The following is a 19,577-nucleotide window of genomic DNA, read 5'->3' on the forward strand; positions in this document are numbered from 1 at the left end:
AAAGATAGCCGGCAAATTAAATTTGGTAATTCTAATTTTAAGGGTGTAAATTTTATGGTTTTAACCAATATCAATTTCTTAAAATGATAAATTGGTTTTAATGTATGCCGAGTTTCTTTTTTCGATTTAATCTAGTTAAGTTAGAAGGCGCATGATACACCAAACTAGACTTTTAAGACAAGAAATAAATACAGAAAAACTAAAGGAATATTTTCCTGACGGAGCAATAAAAACATACCAAAAGGGATATGCCATTAGTTACATTCATAAGAAAGTCAACACCTTTAGGTGGCTTATAGAAGGGAGTATTAATTACTATATTTCATTGGATAGCCCAGAGAGCGATATTTTGGTCTGCCAAAATTCAGAACCATTTTCAACTATAGGCTTAAATGGCTTTAATACACCTAAACGTTATACCTATAAAGCCACGGTAGCTTCTACAAAAGCTACTTTTTTTGAAATTCCGTTCAAAGAGCTTGATGCATATTTGAAAAAAGGGCATCAGAACGTATTATTAAAAAATATTGGTGCCAAATTATATCATGTATTACGTACCGCATTATTAAAACAAACGGAACTGCTGAGTCCGGTAAGGTTTCAACCTTTCGTTGAGGATCGTCAATTCTTTATCTCTCCCGTATCGGAGCAAGAAGAAATTGTTTCATTGATGCGGCGTTCCCCGTTTTTAGATTATTTTGAAGAGAAAAGTTTAATGGCATTGGCTGCTTTGGCAGAGCGGCGCGAGTATGAGCCCGATGAGGTGTTGTATGTGCAAGATGGTTCCAGTAACGGATTGTTCATTCTTATTCATGGGGAAGTGACCATTAAAAGAATTGAAAACACCATTGAAATTAAACAACGCTCTATTAAAAATTCAGGATTTGTCTTCGGATGGTCTTGTTTGCTTAAGGAGAAAGATATTTGCTCTGCAATTACCAATACAAAAACATCTGCCTATTTTATACCCGAGTGCGATCTAATGAAATTGTTCCGGAAAGATGATGCTTTCGAAGGTCAATTTTATCAACGGTTACTCTGGCTTATGGGTAATCAACTCAATGCAGCTTTTGTTAGATATGTGGGGTTGTTGGGCAAACACAGCTTACAGGCGGTTTATCAATTGATCAAAAACAATAAGTCGCGCTTATTATTGTCCTCACCATTGCACCAAGTACCGCATCTTTTAAAAAGTATGACGACCAAGCAACTTGCATATGATGCCCTCTCAAGATTATTGAAAAACGGCACGGCATTAGAAAGGCATATAGCCTCATTAAGTCTAGAGTTGTTGGGTGAGGATCAAAAGGAGCACGAGTTTGTGAGCGGATTACAGCAGATTTATGAAAATGTTGCAGAAAAGAACAGTGAAGATGTAGAACAGAACAGAAAGGTATGTGCAGAACTCACAACAAAGGTCTTTAAAAACGTACCGTACATTATTGAAGGTTGGGAAAATCTACCGGAGAATACCGGGAATGTTTTTATTTATAACCACCTCATAAATGACCCACATTATACTTTAAACAATAATTTTCAAATTACCCTTGATTCCCATTTTTTAAGTGCTATGGTGCTCTATAAGAAATATGGCGAGCCAGGTATTAGAACGGTAAGAATAGGGCAGGGGCAAGAATACGGACACCAAAATTATTACAACAACCTAGGTTATATCAATGTATATACAAAGGAGTCTGAACAAACTACAAGCAATAAGAAAGAACAAGCCCGTAGCATATTTTATAGTGAGGCTACTAAACATCTGGAACAAAACTATAATTTGATCATAAGTCCTGAAGGCACATCATATAGAACAGAAGAGTCTCCCGGACCTTTTAAAATAGGAGCTTTTAAATTAGCCTTGCATACCGATCCAGAACCTTATATAGTACCGATAGTTATGGTCAATTTTGATCAAAGAATTGGTAAGAATTTGTATTACTGCGTTATTAAAGAACCTTTTTTATTGAGCGATAAGGTGCCTTCTAAAAGTAATACCGATTTGTTCGCGTTTATGGAGCAATATCAAAAACAGTATTCGGGCTATGTAAAACAAGCCATTGAGAGGGCAGAACAATTGAATGTGTCTTCCTCTGGAACTGATAGTCTTGAGGATCCACCTGCTATTTGGTGCAATGAAATAAAACGACTTAAAAGACGGGTTTCCAAATTGCCAACGCAAGAAAATCTAATTGCCTTTTACGGTAGTTCTTCAGTGCGATTGTGGGTAAATATGAAACGTGATCTTAGTCCGTTCAATGTGGTGAACCTAGGTTTTGGAGGGTCAACTTTTGCATGGTGTATTCATTACTTCGATGAAATCTTTACCGAAGCGAATCCGTCTAAAATTGTGCTTTATGCAGGTGAAAACGATCTTAATGATGGTAAAACACCACAAGAAGTACTTTCTGGTTGTATGGAATTGGTGGAGTTGATCAAAAATAAGTATCCAGAGGTAGAATTGGCATTGATTAGCCTTAAACCAAGTGTAGAGCGTGAAGCATTAATTCCGTTGATCATGGAGACCAATTTAATGTTGTCCAAGTATTTTATTTCAGAACTTAATGCGCAGTATATAAACGTGTTCGCACAAATGATAACTACGGATAATAGACCAATTCCGGAATTGTATCTTTCTGACGGATTGCATTTAAACAAGCAAGGCTATGCACTGTGGAGTACTGCTATTAAAAAAGCATTACAAGCAGCGGATAGCCTTGAACTTGAAAATCAAATGTAGATTTTAATCTTAGTCTTGCCCACCTTTTCGTTGTGGCTTTCTTGGTGTTGGCCATTCTCCTTTTTTACCAGACCTTGGATTGATGCCCAAAACCGCTTTTTCACGAGATGTTTTTTCTGGGTCTTCACAAGCCATGTAAGTAAGAATTGCAGTTAGTATGGCATTGTTTCTTACATCATCGAAAACAATTTTGTCATAGGTATCTAAATTGGTATGCCATGTGTAATTCCAATAATCCCAACTAAGAGAACTTAGCGAAAATGCAGGTGCACCGGCAGCTACGAATGAGGCATAGTCAGACCCACCTCTACCAGGTGAACCGGGGAATGTAGTTTCTATTTCATTTTTATAAGTTTCAGGTACAGCTTCTAACCATCGACCTAAATAATCGTATGCATGAAGAAACCCTTGTCCCGACAAACGCACAACGCGACCCGTACCGTTATCTTGGTTAAAAAGGGCTTGAACTCCGTCGACAATTTCTGGATGATCTTCAACAAAAGAGCTAGAACCGTTTAAGCCTTGTTCTTCGCTTCCCCAATGTCCAACTAAAATGGTTCTTTTTGGGTTTGGATATACTTTTTTCAGAATACGTGCGGCTTCTAGCATGGTAATGGTACCTGTACCATTATCGGTTGCTCCTGTGCCGCCATCCCAAGAATCGAAATGGGCAGAAAGTATTACATATTCATCGGGGAACTCGGTTCCCGGTATGGTGGCTATGGTATTGAAAGTGGGCACAACACCTAGGTCTTTAGATTCCGCTACAATTTTTATTTTGGTGTCCTCACCGTGCTCTACCATTCTGTATAACATTCCGTAGTCCTCCAAAGAAATATCTACTGCGGGAATTTTTTCGGTACCGGCACTGAAAATCTTATTGGCACCAAAACCTTCAGACCATCGCGATTGTGCAATACCTACGGCACCTGCTCTTTCAAATGCAGAATTGATGTTTCTACTCGTGTAGCCTGTATTGTTAATATTCTGTCTCCATATCTTTTCTATGGAATCACGCTCGGTTTTCATTTTTTCGAAGGATGCTTTTGTTGCATATTCTTCCCAGTTTTCATCTGGTCTTCCCGTAGGTTGCAACATGCTCACCATTACTATTTTTCCTTTTACATTAGGAAGCCATTTTACAAATGACAATGAATCTGTAAAACTTGGTAGTGTAATTAATGAGGCTGTAACCCCTTTTGAACTAGTACCGGGGTTCCATGCCAATTGAGTAGCGTGCAATGATGCTACACGAGGCGAAACCATATCTACATGGGTAATTCCTCTTTGCCATCCTTTCCACGTTCCCCATTGTTGGTTCTCGGCAGTAATTCCCCATTTTTTGTAGGTGTTGACCGCCCAATCATGGGCACTTTTCATTTCTGGTGTCCCCACCAATCGTGGTCCGTTCAGATCCATTAATTCGTAAGCTAATTGCTCTAATTGGGAGTTTTCAATGCCTTCTTTTTCAATGGCTTTGACAATGTCTTCCGTAGTTTGGGAAAACATAAACGCGGTGCATAACAGGTATGCACTAATGAGTAGTCCTTTTTTCATGTTCAAGTTAGTTCGTTCCTTGAACTAAGGTACTAATTTAATGACGGATGTACGATGTTAAAACTATCTGGTCGCTAAGAATTTGACTAAGCTTTCTTTAATTAAATACTCCCAACCCGCAACACCACTTTCTCTTTTGAATTCGGGGATGTCTGTCGGGAAATCTTTTATGATTTTACTGGTAACCGTAAGCAGTGTCTGATGTTCTTTTTTAGAAAGTTCAAAGGTAGAGATACTCTCGCCCGGGTATTCATCAAACGTCCACCGATAGCTAATTTTTGTGGGGATATCTACTTCCGTAATAACCCAATTGTGGGTGAAATTTCGTCCTTCATTCGTTATTAAAAAACGGGTTTTAAAAGATACTTCTGGCTTAAAATCGGGAATAGCATCAAAATACCATTGTCGCATTTGATTCACATCTGTCAATGCTTCCCATACTTGCTCCATGGACGCGTTAAAAAGCTGAGTAACAATTATGGGTTCATTTTCTTTCATAAATCTTTACTTAAGCTTTTTGTCTAATGCTAAAATGGTCTGCAATAATACATTGGCCCCATTTGCCATGTCAATCGCAGAAGTATATTCTTTTGGCGAATGACTAATGCCATTTTTGCTGGGAACGAATATCATTCCTGTAGGCGCTATAAGTGCCATGTCTTGGGCATCATGACCAGCGCCACTTGGCATTGATTTGTAACTCAATTCAAGTGATTGAACACTTTTTTCAATTGCAGATTGTATGGTTGAATCCATGATAGCTGGATCGGCTGTGGTATCCAGTTTTTTAAAGATGATTTCTACTCCCGATTCAGCACTAATTTCTTCTGCTCTTTTTTCGATAGCAGTATACACCTTTTCAATAACCTCAGAAGATATATCTCTAATTTCAAGACTGGTCACAACATAACCAGGTATTACATTGGGTGCGCCTGGTTCTGCAGATATTCTACCAACTGTAGCAACTTGCGCGCCATCGAAACTTGTGGCAACTTCATTAACTGCCAGGATGAATTTTGAGGCTGCTAAAAGCGCATCTTTTCTTGCATTCATTGGTGTTGTGCCCGCATGGTTTGCAAATCCATTGAATTCAACATCCCACCATTTTAGTCCAACAATACCCTGTACTATACCAATCTCTAAATTTTCTTTTTCAAGAGTACCACCTTGTTCAATATGTAGTTCTAAAAACGCAGCGACATCCCCTTTTTTACGAGCAACTTCTGCAAGTCTGGTGGTATCTCCACCTAATCGCATCATACCTTCGCCAATAGTGTACCCTGTAGAATTTTTTACACCAAAAGCACTTTCTTTTAAATGGCCGGCGATTGCTCTACTACCTACAACACCACCTTCTTCATTAGAGAAGATTATAATTTCTAATGGATGTTTCGTTTTAACATTGTTTTCATCAAGCACCTTAAGAACTTCTAATGAAGCCATACTGCCAACACAGCCATCATAATTGCCGCCCTGGGGAACACGGTCAATATGTGAGCCAAATGAAATCGGTTTCATATTTGGTTTTGTCCCTTTTCGTGTACCAATTACATTGCCTGCATAATCGATATGGGTTTCAATATCAATAGCTTTTAATTGCTTAATAACCCACTGCTGGGCTGCAATATCGGCATCGCTAAAAGCAACGCGTTCGGTTTCGCCATTTTCTTGAATGCCAAACTGGGCAAGATCCGTAATTCGTTCTTCTAATCGGTCTTGATTTACCGAGATTTGAGCGATACATAATAAAGGGCTAACAATTAAAAGTATAGCAATTATATTCTTATATTTTTTCATGATCCTTTATGGTAAAGTGTTTGTATTACTCTGCAAATATTCCAAAAATAGGTAAGCTAGAATTATAGATTATTAAGTGTATACTGTTGATATGTAGTATACACTTAATAATTTATGTTTTAGACTTATAAATGATTAACCTATAAATTCTATTTTTCTATGTGATCCATCGCAAAATGGTTTGTTTTCTGAAACACCGCAACGACAAAAACCAGTGGTTCCTTCTTTTGTTACAATTTCGCCCGTTGCTAATTGAATTTGTAAGTTCCCTTTAATTTTTAGCGGTCCGTTATTTGCCACAATAATATCTGTAACACATTGGTCTTTTGATTCGTTTTCTTCCATTATTTCGTTTTTTATATAATAAGTTAATGCACCCGACGGGCACTCGTTAATTTGTTTTTTTAAAGCTGCTGTCTCTGTAGTTTCGGGAGTAATCCAAGGTCTTTTGTTTGGGTCGTAAACCTCTGGCAGCATGTGAATACATACCTTGGCATGAATACACTTTTGTGGTTTCCAAACCACTACTAGTTCACCGTTAGAATATTCTTTAATTATTTCTTTATCCATCACTTAGTCTCCGATATTAATACCTTTCATTACCAGTTTTTTCCATTCTGGATGTCTTTTTAAATATAGTGCAACAAAAGGGCAAAGGGGAATCAAGGCTAAATTCTTTTTCTCAATATCTTCTAAGACTTTAAGAACAAGTGCAGAACCGATACCTTTACCTTCCATAGATTTTGGAACTTCTGTATGGGTCAAATAGATTTTGTCTTGCGCCTTTATGTATTCAATATATGCAGTCGAACCATCTATGATTGCTTCATATCTCTTTTTTAATGCAACATCTACTAAATTCAAATTCATTGTAGTTCCATTTTAGGAGGTTTTAAGGTAGTTAAAAAATGCTTCTTTTAAGGGCTATGGCACTAACGAATTATTAAATAATAATATTGACTTTCTATATGGTAGTTTATAAAGTCCATTTTATAATACGAATCGCAGGTTGTATATTTATTGCCCTAGAAAATGACTTGACTCAAAAGTGTAATAGAATAAATTAATGAAGAAGGAATTAAATATTAAGGAATGGAATAGAGCAGGTCATTTCAAGTTTTTTTCACAGTTCAGCGAGCCTTTTCATGGGGTAACCGTAAAAGTAAATTGTTCTAATGCTTATGATTATGCAAAACAATCTGGCAACTCATTTTTCTTGATTTATTTACACAGAACTTTAAAGGCTGCCAATACTATAACCCCGTTTAAATATCGAATTGAAGATGGTAAGGTATTCGAATATGATTATGTACATGCATCACCTACCATCGGTAGAGAAAACGGAACATTCGGTTTTTCTTATATTGAATATAAGGAGTCATTTCATGAGTTTAGAGATGCTGCTAATAAAGTGATTGAGGAGGTTAAGATGTCAACGGGACTAGAATTGCCTGAATGCGGTGTCAACGTTTTACATTGTTCAAGTATGCCATGGCTCGATTTCACATCGGTTTCTCATGCACGACATTTTGAATTTGCAGATAGCTGCCCAAAAATTTCATATGGTAAAATGACGGGTGAAGGTGAACATAGATCTATGCCAGTATCAATTCATGTGCATCATGCTTTAATGGATGGGTATGAAGTTGGTTTGTTCGTAGCCGAATTTCAACGATTAATGTCATTGAATGGTGACGTTTAAATTGAAAATTAAGTAATGTGGTGGTAGATTATATTTGAGGTGCTATTTGCTCATTTGTTGCCGTTTTAAAACTTAAGATGAACTCCGTGCCCTTATTTATCTCACTTTTACAGCTTATTGTACCACCGTTCATTTTTACGAAATCTTTAGCTATCATTAAACCGAATCCGGTTCCTTTTTCGCCAATTGTACCTTCCCTAACAGTTGGGCCGCTATTGTTTTCAGATATATTTTGCCAATCGTTATTCATTCCCAATCCAAAATCCTTTACTCCTATTTCAACGATATCAGATGTGCATTTAGAGGACAATATTATTTTTTGACCTTTCTTGCTGAATTTTATAGCGTTAGAGGTCAGATTACGAAGAATGACCTTTAACATATTTTCATCAATAAGGAGTTCTCGACAAGAAATTGCCAATTCTATGTCTATACCCTTATCATCGGCCATTCTTTTAAACTCCTTTTTTATGGAAGTGAACAGTATTTCTAAGTCGCATAATTTTTTGTCTAAAGTGACACCTTCTAGTTGATTATAAGACCAATCAAGCAATACATTAACCATAGAAATTCTATCGGTTACTTCGTTTTTTAATTTTTTTGTAATCTCTTTTAGTTCACTTTCTTCCAACTGACTTTCAATCATTTCTACGATAGCACCAACATTATTTAGCGGTCCTCTTACATCGTGGGTGAGTAGAGAGAATAATTTATTTTTAAGCTTATTTACTTTTTCAAGTTCCTCGTTTTTATATTCTAAATCTTGCTTTGCTATTTGTAAATGTTTGGTTTTTTTTTCAACTTCTGTAGTAAGTTTATTATTTGCCTCTACTTGAATTTTTATAGTATTATCTTCAATAGATTTGTACTTGTAGCCAACCAAAATAGAGAATAGAATTAATTGAAAAGTCACAAGAATTGAAGTTAGTAATACAACAATGCCAACATCTACATTATAAAATTTCTGTGAAAACCATGCAACTACATAAAGAATTGAAGCGAGCAGGTAAGGTGTATAAGAATACAGATAATACTTATTGAACTTTTCAGCATTGTATAACCATATTCCTGAGAATAAACTAAAAAGTGCTGTTGATAAGGCTGTAATGGCAGCTAACATTACTAGAGAACTGTTTAACCATTCAATTTTAGTTATTATATTATTTAGAATGTGTAATACAGGTAAGCAAACTATAATTATGACAAAGAATTTATATATTCTAGCTAAGGTCTTATGGCTATTTCGAGAAATGTTCAGGTAGCTTTTGGTAAACATTAAAAGCCCAAAAGTTGATATCATTGCTGTGGTAAGAGTAGCTTTATTAGAAATGAATATTATCTGATCATTATGAGAACCTTTAATAACAAGAGATAAACTCCAGTGTAAAGTCAATCCGAAAATTAGAATAAAATAATACAGTGTAATTTTATGTCTTAAAACAAGAAATGACAATAGGTGGTATATGCCAAAAACGCCAAAAATAGACGTAAAGACAATCGTTGTTAAATACCTAAAATCAATAATCTCCATACTTAAGTTATAAGTTTGTAAGTGGCGAGATTTGAATCTGAAATGTCCTTTATTATCTCTGCTCTCTGAATTTAGAATTTTTTATTGAGAATCAGCCAATGTTAGGTAAGCTTCTTTTTATATAAGTATTAAAATCATATTTCTATTTTGTAAGATGCGATATTGGTTTAAGATTGAATAATTTGCGAAAGATTTTAATCATATTAGAATGGTAAGCTTAGAAGAACAACTTAAAAACCCCGTCTGGTACTCCTTAAATGAAACACATAAAAAATTTGGTGTTGAATATGACGGAGTGCGATTTTATAATCAAGAGGTATGCACTTTTGGGTCTTTTTTTGATGAAGCAAAAACTAAAAAAGCTTCTGATAAATATATAAAAACGACAGATAGTTTCTTCTTCGTTTCAGAGAGTCAAACCCCAATTATAGATGACACTAAAATTATTTTAGAGAAGAAAATTGATGGTTGCCAAATGGTATTGAATCAACTGTCGGAGGTTTTAATCACAGAAGATATTGTCTTGCTGACCGATGAATATATTGATGAGGTGTACGATTTGATTTGGTTAGTAATGCCTGGATATTATCGTAGAAGAACATTTGAAATGGGTAACTATTACGGAATTTTTAAAGATGGAAAACTAGTTTCATTAACAGGTCAGCGAATGCAAACGAACCTTTTTATAGAAGTAAGTGCTGTTGTTACTCACCCTGATTATACTAGAAAAGGACTAGCTAAGCAACTCATCGCTCATACTACAAAAGAAATTCTAAAAGTAAATAAAACGCCTATTCTACATACCAATAAAGGCAACTTGGCTATACCGCTTTACGAGAAATTAGGATACAAGTTAACCAGAGATATGAACTGGTGGACGTATCGTAAAAAATAGTATGACAAATTCTACATATTGTCGGTTTTGTTAGTTATTTATGCCCTTCAATGTATTGATGATAATTTCAATTATTCCAATGCCTGTTTTTAAAGTTAAACAAGCATTGGATAGTATTGACAATTTTGAAAATTCGTATGTTTTATTTTGAGTTCTTCACTGTGTTGGCTTCGAGAAACTTGTTGACTTCAAGCCAATACATAAATGAATCGAACCAACGGTTACTTGTTCGACCTGGATTTCCTAGACCAAAACCGTGTCCACCATTTTGGTAGAGGTGAAACTCAACCGGTATTCCTGCGTTGTGCCAAGATTCAATCACTCCATTTTGCCCTCTAAAAAGAAAATCATCTGTAGCGATAACGTTGAACATGGGCGGAGCATCTTTAGGTACATCTACAGGCCCCATGCCACCATAAATTGGACCAATAAAAGCCATCTTCATGGTTTTAGAATTTAGTGTAGAATGCATGGTTAGTCCAGCTCCGGCAGAAAAGCCTATCATACCAATTCTATCAATATCCACTCCCCAGTCATCAGCTCGGTCTACTATCATAGCATAGGCCGCTTCTGCATCTTCCAACTGATTGGATAAATCTCGTTGTGGAGGGCTTGGTGGCGTGGTATTGTCGGAGGTTTTTGATGGTGCAGTTCGTGGACGATTCATAAAAGTAGTGAAGTCATCAAGTGATTCTGCGGTGGGATGAAGCCGGTATTTTAAAACAAAGGCTGCGATACCTTTTTCTGCCAATGCTTCGGCTACTTCCCATCCTTCGTTACCCATGGAAAGCCACATAAACCCTCCTCCGGGTGTTACAATGACTGCTGTGCCGTTGGCTTTTTCTGGATCAGGTAAGAATGGAGTAAGTGTTGCGTTCGTTATATTTCTTGCCATAGGATCACCCCATTGTTTAAACCAAGTCTCAGAAGCAGGTTGATTTTCAACACCACCAGTGTTCAAAGGAATGGCATTAGGTTCATCAGGGGCTTCAAGTGGATATATTGTCCCATCTTGGGCAATTGTAATTGAAGTTAAAAATACTGTTGCGATTAAAATGAAGCTTTTAATAAGCTTTAAGTGAGTTGTTTTCATAATAAAGTGTTTTTCTTACACTTAAATATAAATGATATTTGCGATATTCTAAAATTTATTTCCATTTTATGGCGGGTTGAAATTAATTTTCTAAGGGTATTGCCTTTTAAAGGATATTTTTATGTTGAATTTATTTTTTTATTTGATATATAATAAATGTATGTTACTGATAGATAAAATTATAAACGTTTATAAACGACTGTAAACGATAACAAACGACAGTAAATGTTTGTGTACCGATTAATCTTTCAATGCTGTTCTAGGTTTGCAGTGTCGAGTCGTAATGACTTGATAGTATGAACTGTTAAACCATAAAAATTAGAAAGATGAACGCATTAAAAAACAAAGTACAGTTGATTGGAAATTTAGGACAAGACCCAGAAATAGTAAACCTAGAAGGAGGAACCAAATTGGCAAAATTCTCCATTGCCACAACAGATAGTTATAAAAACGCAAAAGGTGAAAAAGTAGATGATACCCAATGGCATAATATTGTTGCCTGGGGTAAAACTGCCGAAATCGTGGAAAATTATTTAAGTAAAGGAAAACAAGTTGCTATAGAAGGTAAACTTACCCATCGCTCTTATGAAACAAAAGAAGGTGAGAAAAGATACATCACTGAAGTAAGGTGTAATGAGTTGTTGATGTTGGGGAAATAGGCTCATATGTCTTCACGAGGAGATACCACGAAGCAATATGCAAGTTTGGAATACGAATGTGGCAGATTGCTCCGTGCCTCGCAAAGACGTGATCTTGTTAAAACCTCTAATAAAGACAATTTCAAACACTATTTTTGCAAAACATGATTACAACAGAAAAAGACTTAATACCATTATTAAAAAAGCATTTTGGTTACGACTCATTTAAGCCGAATCAATTATCAATAATTGAAGATGCACTTAGTAAAAAAGATGTTTTGGCAATTATGCCTACTGGTGGTGGTAAGTCCCTTTGTTATCAGCTGACGGCATTGGCTTTGGAGGGAACTGCGATTGTGATTTCTCCGTTAATTGCTTTAATGAAGGATCAAGTAGATGTATTAAAAGCTAACGGAATTGCTGCTGAATATTACAATAGCTCTCAGACTCAAGAAACTCAGCAAGAGATTCTAGGAAAATTAGAAAGAGGCGAGTTGAAACTATTTTATGTGGCACCAGAGAGTTTGGGTTTTTTTAATAACATTCTTGGGAGTTTAAAAATCAGTCTTTTCGCTGTTGATGAAGCTCATTGTATTTCTTCTTGGGGGCATGATTTTAGACCCGCATATACCCAGCTTGGCGGTTTAAAAAGGAGGTTTCCGAATATACCTGTAATGGCTCTTACGGCTACTGCCGATAAGACTACCCAAGACGATATTGCTGATCAATTACAAATTCCGAATGCTGAGCGTCACTTGGCATCTTTCAATAGACCTAATTTATATCTTGATGTAAAACCTGCTCAAGATAGAATTAAACATATTCTCGATTTCTTAGATGACAGACCGAACGAAAGCGGAATTATTTATTGCCTTAGTCGAAAAAGTACGGAGTCTATAGCCGAGAAATTACGAAATGCCGGATTCAAGGCCAAAGCTTATCATGCGGGTATGTCTTCAGATGAACGTTCTAGTGTTCAAGAAGAGTTCATTACCGATAAGGTGCCCATTATAGCTGCAACCATCGCTTTTGGTATGGGTATCGATAAGAGTAATGTTCGTTGGGTCATTCATTATAACCTGCCAAAGAATATTGAAGGCTACTACCAAGAAATTGGTCGTGGTGGTCGTGACGGACTCCCAGCTCACGCGCTACTGTTTTACAGTTTTGCTGATGTCGCACAGTTACGTAGGTTTATTACACAAAGTGAAAATGCAGATGTTGAGTATGCTAAGTTAGAGCGTATGCAACAATTTGCCGAGGCATTAAGTTGTCGTAGAATCGCGCTACTAAATTATTTTGGAGAGCAAGTAACAGAAGGTTGTGGTAATTGTGATATCTGTAATTCTCCACCTGCTTATTTTGATGCTACGTTATTGGCACAAAAGGTATGCTCTGGTGTTGCTAGGTTAAGAGAGCGAGAATCAATGGGTATGGTTATTGATGTTTTAAGAGGTGCACAGAATGCACAAGTATTAGAGAAAGGTTATCAGAATATTAAAACTTATGGCGCCGTAAAAGATGTCTCTTGGTTAGACTTGCAGCAATATATTATTCAGTTATTGAATCAAGGGGTTTTGGATATTAATTTTAGAGAAGGTGCACGATTGGGACTAACACCATTAGCTAAAGAGGTCTTGTTTTCTAATAAAAAGATACAATTAGCGGTTTTGCAAACCGAAAAAGGAAAGAAGAAAAGTACGGCAAAAGCAAAAACTCCAAAAACAGGTCTTTTCGAAAAGCTTCGCCTTTTAAGACAACGAATTGCCGAGGATCAAGGTGTGCCGGCATATGTGGTATTTGGTGATGCAAGTTTAAAGGATATGGAACTCAAAATGCCTAAAAATGAAGAAGAATTTATGGAGGTATCTGGTGTAGGGCAGGCAAAATTAGAAAAATATGCCGATGTATTTATTAAGGAAATCGCTGCATATGCTCCTGCTAAAAAATCAAAGAAAAAGACTCATGAGCAAACATTCGATTTGTTCTCTGACGGATTAACGGTTACGGAAATTGCAACAGCAAGAAACCTTTCCGAGAATACAATTTATGGTCATCTAATGAAAAAACATGCAGAAGGTGAGGATTTAGATTTGAATCAATTCGTAAGTGCTGACGACGTATCAAAAATAGAGAATGCAAAATCAGAATTAACCGAAGCTACAGGTTTAAAAGATTATTTCGAATTTTTTGAAGAACAAATGCCGTATTGGAAAATTAAATTAGGCCTGTATTTGTTAGATTCTTAAAACCTTTAATCATCAATACTAGAAAAAAGCATTTGCTTAAACTTCCAACTGGTATTATCGTCCACAGGTCCTTGGGTCTGTTTCATTATAATACCGATTATTTTTTCCTTTGGGTCGGCAAAATATTGAGTATTGAAATAACCACCCCATTCAAATGTTCCTTCACTTCCAAGACCGCCAGAAATTTCTCCTTTTTCATTTACTACCGAAAATGCTAGTCCGTTGTGTTTAGGTCCATCCCAAATAGCTCCAATTTGATTACCTAAAATACTTCTTACCGTAGTTCTACTTAATAACCGTACTCCATTCAGTTCTCCCTCGTTTAGATACATCTGTAAAAATGTAGCGTAGTCTTTGGCTGTGCTTGAAAGGCCAGCGCCACCAGAAAAGAACGTTTTTGCACCTTTTATAGGATAATCGGTGTCATAAAAGGTAATAGGGTATTTTATCCATTTATTATTTTCCTTTTTTTGAACAGCTACCAATCTATTATGGTTTTCTTTTGGTTGGTAGAACCAAGTATCTTTCATGTTAAGGGGTTCAAAGATTCTAGTTTTTAAAAATTCATCAAAGGGTACACCAGAAATAACTTCGATAAAATATCCTAACACATCTAAGCCTTCACTATACGTAAATGCTTCCCCAGGCTCATGATGTAAGGGTAGTTTTGCTAATTTTTTTACGCTTTCGGCAATGGTTATTTTTTCTGTTGTAAATAAATCGGTTATTCCTGCTTTAGCATATATTTTCTTGAATTGTTCATCTCCATCAATTACTCCATAACCAATACCTGAAGTATGCGTCAATAAATCACGTATGGTAACTTGATTTTCTGCAGGTTTGGTTGTGTATGTGCCATCGGCTTCGTTATAGGTATCTAATAACTGTGCTTCACCAAATTCAGGAATGTATTTAGATATTTTGTCATCTAATTGAAATCTACCTTCTTCCCAAAGCATCATTACTGCGGTAGAGGTAATTGCTTTTGTTTGTGAGGCAATACGAAAGACTGCATCCTTATCCATCTCAATTTTCGCTTCATTATTGGCCATACCATATGCTTTGTGGAAAATAATTTTTCCATTTCTTGCAATTAGGGCAACTGCTCCTGGTATGTTACCATGGTCGACTTCTGAAGCTATCATGGCATCAATTTTTGCTAACCGTTCTGTAGACATGCCAACTTCTTGAGGGGAAGCTTCGAGAAGTACAGGCGATTTTAATGCTGAAGCAGTTTGTGCAACGGTTATGAATGCAAATAGAAGGCTAAGTAATGTAAAGAAGTATTTCATTGGTATGGTTTTCAGGTACTAGACTAATGTACTGAAAGTTTAATAAAGCATCAATGAAATAATTATCATTAACAAATTTGCATTTGGGTAGTTAGAAATTTACGGTCACACCCATTTGTCTAGGACCAAAATTTAAATTCCAACTTACCATTTTCTTATGGTTGTTGTATTTCTCATCATACCTTTTGTCTAAATATTTATCTATGGACTCAACAGTTGCGATACTAATGGCGAATGCGAATACCATATCACTTAAATAGTGTTGGCCGTCCCAGACACGAGAAATACCTGGTATGGCACCTAAGGTATAAATACCCGCTTTTACCCACGGATTTTTAAATTGTTTACCAATTGCATAAGCATTTGTAAAGGCCAGTAAAGCATGACCAGACGGGAAAGAATGAAAGTTTCTGCTTGAATTGAAAGGGTCGAAAGTATCCTTGCCTAAATTTGCCAATGGTCTAGCTCTACCCACAATAGATTTTAGTACCTGTTGTAAAAGCCCGGCTGAAGTAGCTGATGATATTAATAATACACCTGTTCTCCTTAATTTTTCGTTCTTGGTAATTAATCCTACAGCATATACTCCAGATGTTGCTAAATAGTTATTCTCTGGGCTACCATAAAGTTCACCGTAATCACGAACAAACTGTGGTATGCCTTCTCTGTTATTTCTAATAAACCTTGATGTTTCGTCATCTACTAAATAAACTAACCCTGTACCAGCTACTACAGCGCCAAATTGAGCCCATTGATCCCCTTTCCAGTAGAAAGGACGTGCATACGAATGCCCAACTCCTAAAAACATGCTACCCACATCATACTTAAACATATTCCATCGTGTTTCAGTAGAATCTTTAACAACGTCTTGTGCGTTTAACGAAATACAAAATGTTATGCCTAAGAGGATTATTAGTTTTTTCATGGCGTAAATTTAAAGTTCTGGTTGTTTAAAATATAGTTAAAAGCAAACAATGTTTAACTCTAAAACTCTTGAAAGAGCTTAAAAATAAATGTTTTGTGCCAATCGAAATGTATTGGCATGGGCTTCCACTATGATTTTAATATCTGGCGAGTAACCTCCACCCATACTACATTGCATGGGAATTTTTAAATTATGACATGTTTTTAGTACATATTCATCGCGTTTTTTACAACCTTCTATAGTCATACCCAAAGTTCCTAATTTATCACTTTCAAGAATGTCAACACCACAGAGGTAAAAGATGAAATCTGGTTGAACGCTTTTAATTAGCTGAGGTAATTTTTCTTTAAGTATAGATAGATATGTTTCATCAGTGGTTCCTTTTGGTAATGGAATATCTAGGTCTGACTTTTCTTTTTTAAACGGATAATTTCCTTCTCCATGCATGGAAAATGTAAATACGGCATCATCATTCTGAAATATTTCTGCAGTTCCGTTTCCTTGATGCACATCTAAATCGACAATTAGAATTTTTTTTGCAAGACCCTTGTTCAATAAGTATCTAGCGCCGATGGCTTGGTCGTTTAACATGCAAAATGCTTCACCGTGGTCGCTATAGGCATGATGGGTTCCGCCGGCTATATTCATTGCTATTCCATGTTCTAAGGCAAAATCACATCCTTTTAACGTTCCACCAGCAATTATTCGTTCTCGCTCTATTAAATCTTCTGATAATGGAAAGCCTATTTTGCGAGCCATTTTGGGCGAAATCATAATGTTCAGCAAATCATAGAAATATTCTACATCGTGAACGGCAACAATATGTTTGTCATTCGGAATTTCAGGTTCAAAGAAATTTTCTTCGGTGCAAGTACCTTCATGAATTAATTGCTGTGGTAATAGCTCATATTTTTCCATAGGAAAACGATGCCCCTCTGGTAACGGATGTTTGTATATAGGGTGATTCGCTATTTTTAGCATCAGTTCAATTATTTTTGCAGCTTTAATTGAATACGTTTTCTGGCAACATCGACCTCTAAGACCTTTACGATAATCTGCTGATGTAAATGTACATGTTCGTTGACGTCTTTTACAAAAGAATCAGATAGGTTAGAAACATGAATTAGTCCACTTTCTTTAATGCCTATGTCAACAAAACAACCGAAATTGGTAATATTGTTTACAATACCTGGTAACAATTGCCCGCTATGTAAATCTGTAATCGATTTAATGGTTTGGTCAAATGTAAATACCTTGGCTTTTTCTCTACGGTCTAAACCTGGTTTTTCTAGTTCTGAGCGAATGTCTTCTAAGGTAGGTAGCCCAACCTCATTGGTGCAATATTTTTGAAGATCAATTTCTTTAAGTATTGTTTTATTCCCGATCAGCGATAAAATTTCTGTTCCTTTATCTTTCGCCATTTGTTTGACTATGCCATAGCTTTCTGGGTGTACGGCAGAATCGTCTAGCGGATTTTTAGCATCTTTTATGCGTAAAAAGGCTGCACCTTGCTCAAATGCCTTACCGCCTAAACGAGGCACATCCATAATATCTTTTCGGCTTTTAAATGCCCCTTTTTCTTTTCTCTGTTCAACAATGTTCTCGGCTAATTTCGGACCTATACCCGATACATAACTTAACAATGGAACGCTAGCCGTATTGATGTTCACTCCGACCGAGTTCACACAACTTTCAACCACGGTGTCTAATGAGTTCTTTAATTTAGTTTGGTCAACATCATGTTGATATTGCCCTACACCAATAGATTTAGGGTCGATTTTTACCAGTTCGGCAAGTGGATCTGCCAAACGCCTACCGATAGATACTGCACCACGAACGGTAACATCGTAATTCGGGAATTCTTCTCGGGCAATTTTAGAGGCGGAGTAAATAGAGGCTCCAGCTTCACTTACCACAAATACTTCAACAGGATTATTGAAAATCACTTTCTTTACCACCTGTTCGGTTTCTCTTGATGCCGTACCGTTACCAATAGCGATTGCTTCAATTTTATAGGCATTTGCCAGCGAACTTAATTTCTTTATGGCACCACCAACATCATTTTGTGGCGCATGCGGATATATAGTTTCATTATGTACCAAATTGCCCTGTGCATCTAAACAAACCACCTTACAGCCAGTTCTAAAACCAGGATCTATGGCAAGAATACGTTTTTCCCCAAGAGGTGCGCCCAGTAATAATTGTCTTAGATTATTAGAGAAAACAGCAATAGCTTCATCATCCGCTTTTTCTTTTGCAGCCTTGAGCAGTTCGTTTGATAAGGACGGAAACAACAATCTCTTGTACGCATCTGCAAGAGACAACTCTATTTGTTTAGCACAGGCATTGTTCGTTTTAATGATTCTATTTTCAATTCTATCTAATAATCGTTCGTCATCCAATTCAATTTTTACCCGGATGAATTTCTCTGATTCGGCGCGTAAAATGGCAAGCAATCGGTGAGACGGACATTTGTTTAAAGGCTCGCTCCAATCAAAATAGTCACGAAATTTCTGCGCTTTTTCATCGTCTTTTTTAGTGCCGATTACTTTGGTACTTATAATGGCAAATCTTGATAATTGAGACCTGATCGATGCTCTTATATCTGTTCGTTCATTAATCCATTCCGAGATAATATGACGGGCACCTTCTAATGCATCATCTTCATTTTCAATAGTATCGTTTAAATACTTAGATGCCGTAAATTCAATATCATCATCGCGTTGTGCCATAATGATTTTTGCCAACGGCTCTAATCCGTTTTTACGTGCAACTTCTGCCTTGGTTTTTTTACTTTTTTTGAAAGGAAGATAAAGATCTTCTAGTTGGGTTAAATCTTCTGCGTTTTCAAATTTCTGTTTTAGTTCAGGCGTTAATACACCTTGTTCGTCAACAGTTTTAATTATTGCTTTTTTTCGTTTTTCTAGTGCCTCAAATTGTTCTTTAAACTGAACGATGGCTCCAACTTGTACCTCATCTAAATTGCCTGTACGTTCTTTACGATATCTAGAAATAAAAGGAATCGTACAGTCTTGATCTAAAAGCTCGATTGTATTTTGAATTCCCTTCTCAGGTAGTTGGGTGTGTTTGAGTATGTAGCCGACAATTTCGGCCGAATTAGAATTTGCCATTTATAATTGTAGTTTTTTTGAGAAGAA

16 protein-coding genes are annotated in these 19,577 nt (G+C 36.4%); 5 read left to right on the forward strand and 11 right to left on the reverse strand.

Going from position 1 to position 19,577, the window contains the following annotated elements; all coding sequences use genetic code 11:
• Positions 1 to 151: 151 nt before the first annotated feature.
• Entirely contained in the window at positions 152 to 2,740 is a 2,589-nt protein-coding gene (locus tag DFQ03_RS03110; RefSeq protein WP_133671560.1) for a cyclic nucleotide-binding domain-containing protein, read from the forward strand.
• 9 nt (positions 2,741 to 2,749) lie between these two features.
• Here DFQ03_RS03110 and DFQ03_RS03115 read toward each other — a convergent pair whose 3' ends face one another.
• The 5 genes from DFQ03_RS03115 to DFQ03_RS03135 form a co-directional block, all read right to left on the reverse strand.
• Positions 2,750 to 4,297 (reverse strand): M20/M25/M40 family metallo-hydrolase, encoded by a 1,548-nt coding sequence (locus DFQ03_RS03115; protein WP_133671561.1) that lies wholly within the window; start codon positions 4,295 to 4,297, stop codon positions 2,750 to 2,752.
• 63 nt (positions 4,298 to 4,360) lie between these two features.
• The gene (locus tag DFQ03_RS03120; protein ID WP_133671562.1) at positions 4,361 to 4,795 is read right to left on the reverse strand and encodes an SRPBCC family protein; all 435 of its coding nucleotides are present in this window, start codon (positions 4,793 to 4,795) and stop codon (positions 4,361 to 4,363) included.
• A 6-nt stretch (positions 4,796 to 4,801) separates the two neighbouring features.
• Complete coding sequence (locus DFQ03_RS03125; RefSeq protein WP_133671563.1) at positions 4,802 to 6,094, reverse strand: Zn-dependent hydrolase; 1,293 nt, start codon at positions 6,092 to 6,094, stop codon at positions 4,802 to 4,804.
• Positions 6,095 to 6,229: 135 nt separating this feature from the next.
• Positions 6,230 to 6,664 (reverse strand): (4Fe-4S)-binding protein, encoded by a 435-nt coding sequence (locus DFQ03_RS03130; protein ID WP_133671564.1) that lies wholly within the window; start codon positions 6,662 to 6,664, stop codon positions 6,230 to 6,232.
• A 3-nt stretch (positions 6,665 to 6,667) separates the two neighbouring features.
• Positions 6,668 to 6,964, reverse strand: coding sequence for a GNAT family N-acetyltransferase (locus DFQ03_RS03135; protein ID WP_133671565.1), 297 nt, complete (start codon positions 6,962 to 6,964; stop codon positions 6,668 to 6,670).
• Between the two features lie 196 nt (positions 6,965 to 7,160).
• Here DFQ03_RS03135 and DFQ03_RS03140 point away from each other — a divergent pair, with 196 nt between their 5' ends.
• Positions 7,161 to 7,796 carry a CatA-like O-acetyltransferase gene (locus tag DFQ03_RS03140; protein WP_133671566.1) on the forward strand — a complete coding sequence of 212 codons (636 nt, stop codon included), beginning with the start codon at positions 7,161 to 7,163 and terminating at the stop codon, positions 7,794 to 7,796.
• A 28-nt stretch (positions 7,797 to 7,824) separates the two neighbouring features.
• Here the strand turns inward: DFQ03_RS03140 and DFQ03_RS03145 are convergent, their stop codons facing one another.
• Positions 7,825 to 9,327, reverse strand: coding sequence for a sensor histidine kinase (locus DFQ03_RS03145; RefSeq protein WP_133671567.1), 1,503 nt, complete (start codon positions 9,325 to 9,327; stop codon positions 7,825 to 7,827).
• A 208-nt stretch (positions 9,328 to 9,535) separates the two neighbouring features.
• On the opposite strand from DFQ03_RS03145, the gene DFQ03_RS03150 reads away from it, so the two are divergent.
• Positions 9,536 to 10,222 carry a GNAT family N-acetyltransferase gene (locus tag DFQ03_RS03150; protein WP_133671568.1) on the forward strand — a complete coding sequence of 229 codons (687 nt, stop codon included), beginning with the start codon at positions 9,536 to 9,538 and terminating at the stop codon, positions 10,220 to 10,222.
• Positions 10,223 to 10,364: 142 nt separating this feature from the next.
• Here the strand turns inward: DFQ03_RS03150 and DFQ03_RS03155 are convergent, their stop codons facing one another.
• The gene (locus DFQ03_RS03155) at positions 10,365 to 11,315 is read right to left on the reverse strand and encodes an alpha/beta hydrolase (RefSeq protein WP_133671569.1); all 951 of its coding nucleotides are present in this window, start codon (positions 11,313 to 11,315) and stop codon (positions 10,365 to 10,367) included.
• A 326-nt stretch (positions 11,316 to 11,641) separates the two neighbouring features.
• On the opposite strand from DFQ03_RS03155, the gene DFQ03_RS03160 reads away from it, so the two are divergent.
• Entirely contained in the window at positions 11,642 to 11,974 is a 333-nt protein-coding gene (locus tag DFQ03_RS03160; protein WP_133671570.1) for a single-stranded DNA-binding protein, read from the forward strand.
• A 143-nt stretch (positions 11,975 to 12,117) separates the two neighbouring features.
• Positions 12,118 to 14,202 (forward strand): DNA helicase RecQ, encoded by a 2,085-nt coding sequence (recQ, locus tag DFQ03_RS03165; protein ID WP_133671571.1) that lies wholly within the window; start codon positions 12,118 to 12,120, stop codon positions 14,200 to 14,202.
• Between the two features lie 5 nt (positions 14,203 to 14,207).
• Here recQ and DFQ03_RS03170 read toward each other — a convergent pair whose 3' ends face one another.
• From DFQ03_RS03170 to DFQ03_RS03185, 4 genes are all read right to left on the reverse strand, one after another.
• Positions 14,208 to 15,494 carry a serine hydrolase domain-containing protein gene (locus DFQ03_RS03170; RefSeq protein WP_133671572.1) on the reverse strand — a complete coding sequence of 429 codons (1,287 nt, stop codon included), beginning with the start codon at positions 15,492 to 15,494 and terminating at the stop codon, positions 14,208 to 14,210.
• A gap of 91 nt (positions 15,495 to 15,585) precedes the next feature.
• A complete protein-coding gene (locus tag DFQ03_RS03175; protein WP_133671573.1) occupies positions 15,586 to 16,419 on the reverse strand; it encodes a phosphatase PAP2 family protein in 834 nt (277 codons plus the stop codon).
• 78 nt (positions 16,420 to 16,497) lie between these two features.
• The gene (locus DFQ03_RS03180) at positions 16,498 to 17,400 is read right to left on the reverse strand and encodes a histone deacetylase family protein (RefSeq protein ID WP_133671574.1); all 903 of its coding nucleotides are present in this window, start codon (positions 17,398 to 17,400) and stop codon (positions 16,498 to 16,500) included.
• An 8-nt stretch (positions 17,401 to 17,408) separates the two neighbouring features.
• A complete protein-coding gene (locus tag DFQ03_RS03185) occupies positions 17,409 to 19,550 on the reverse strand; it encodes a Tex family protein (RefSeq protein WP_133671575.1) in 2,142 nt (713 codons plus the stop codon).
• Between the last annotated feature and the right edge of the window lie 27 nt (positions 19,551 to 19,577).

It is taken from the genome of Maribacter caenipelagi, assembly GCF_004364175.1.
GTDB lineage: Bacteria > Bacteroidota > Bacteroidia > Flavobacteriales > Flavobacteriaceae > Maribacter > Maribacter caenipelagi.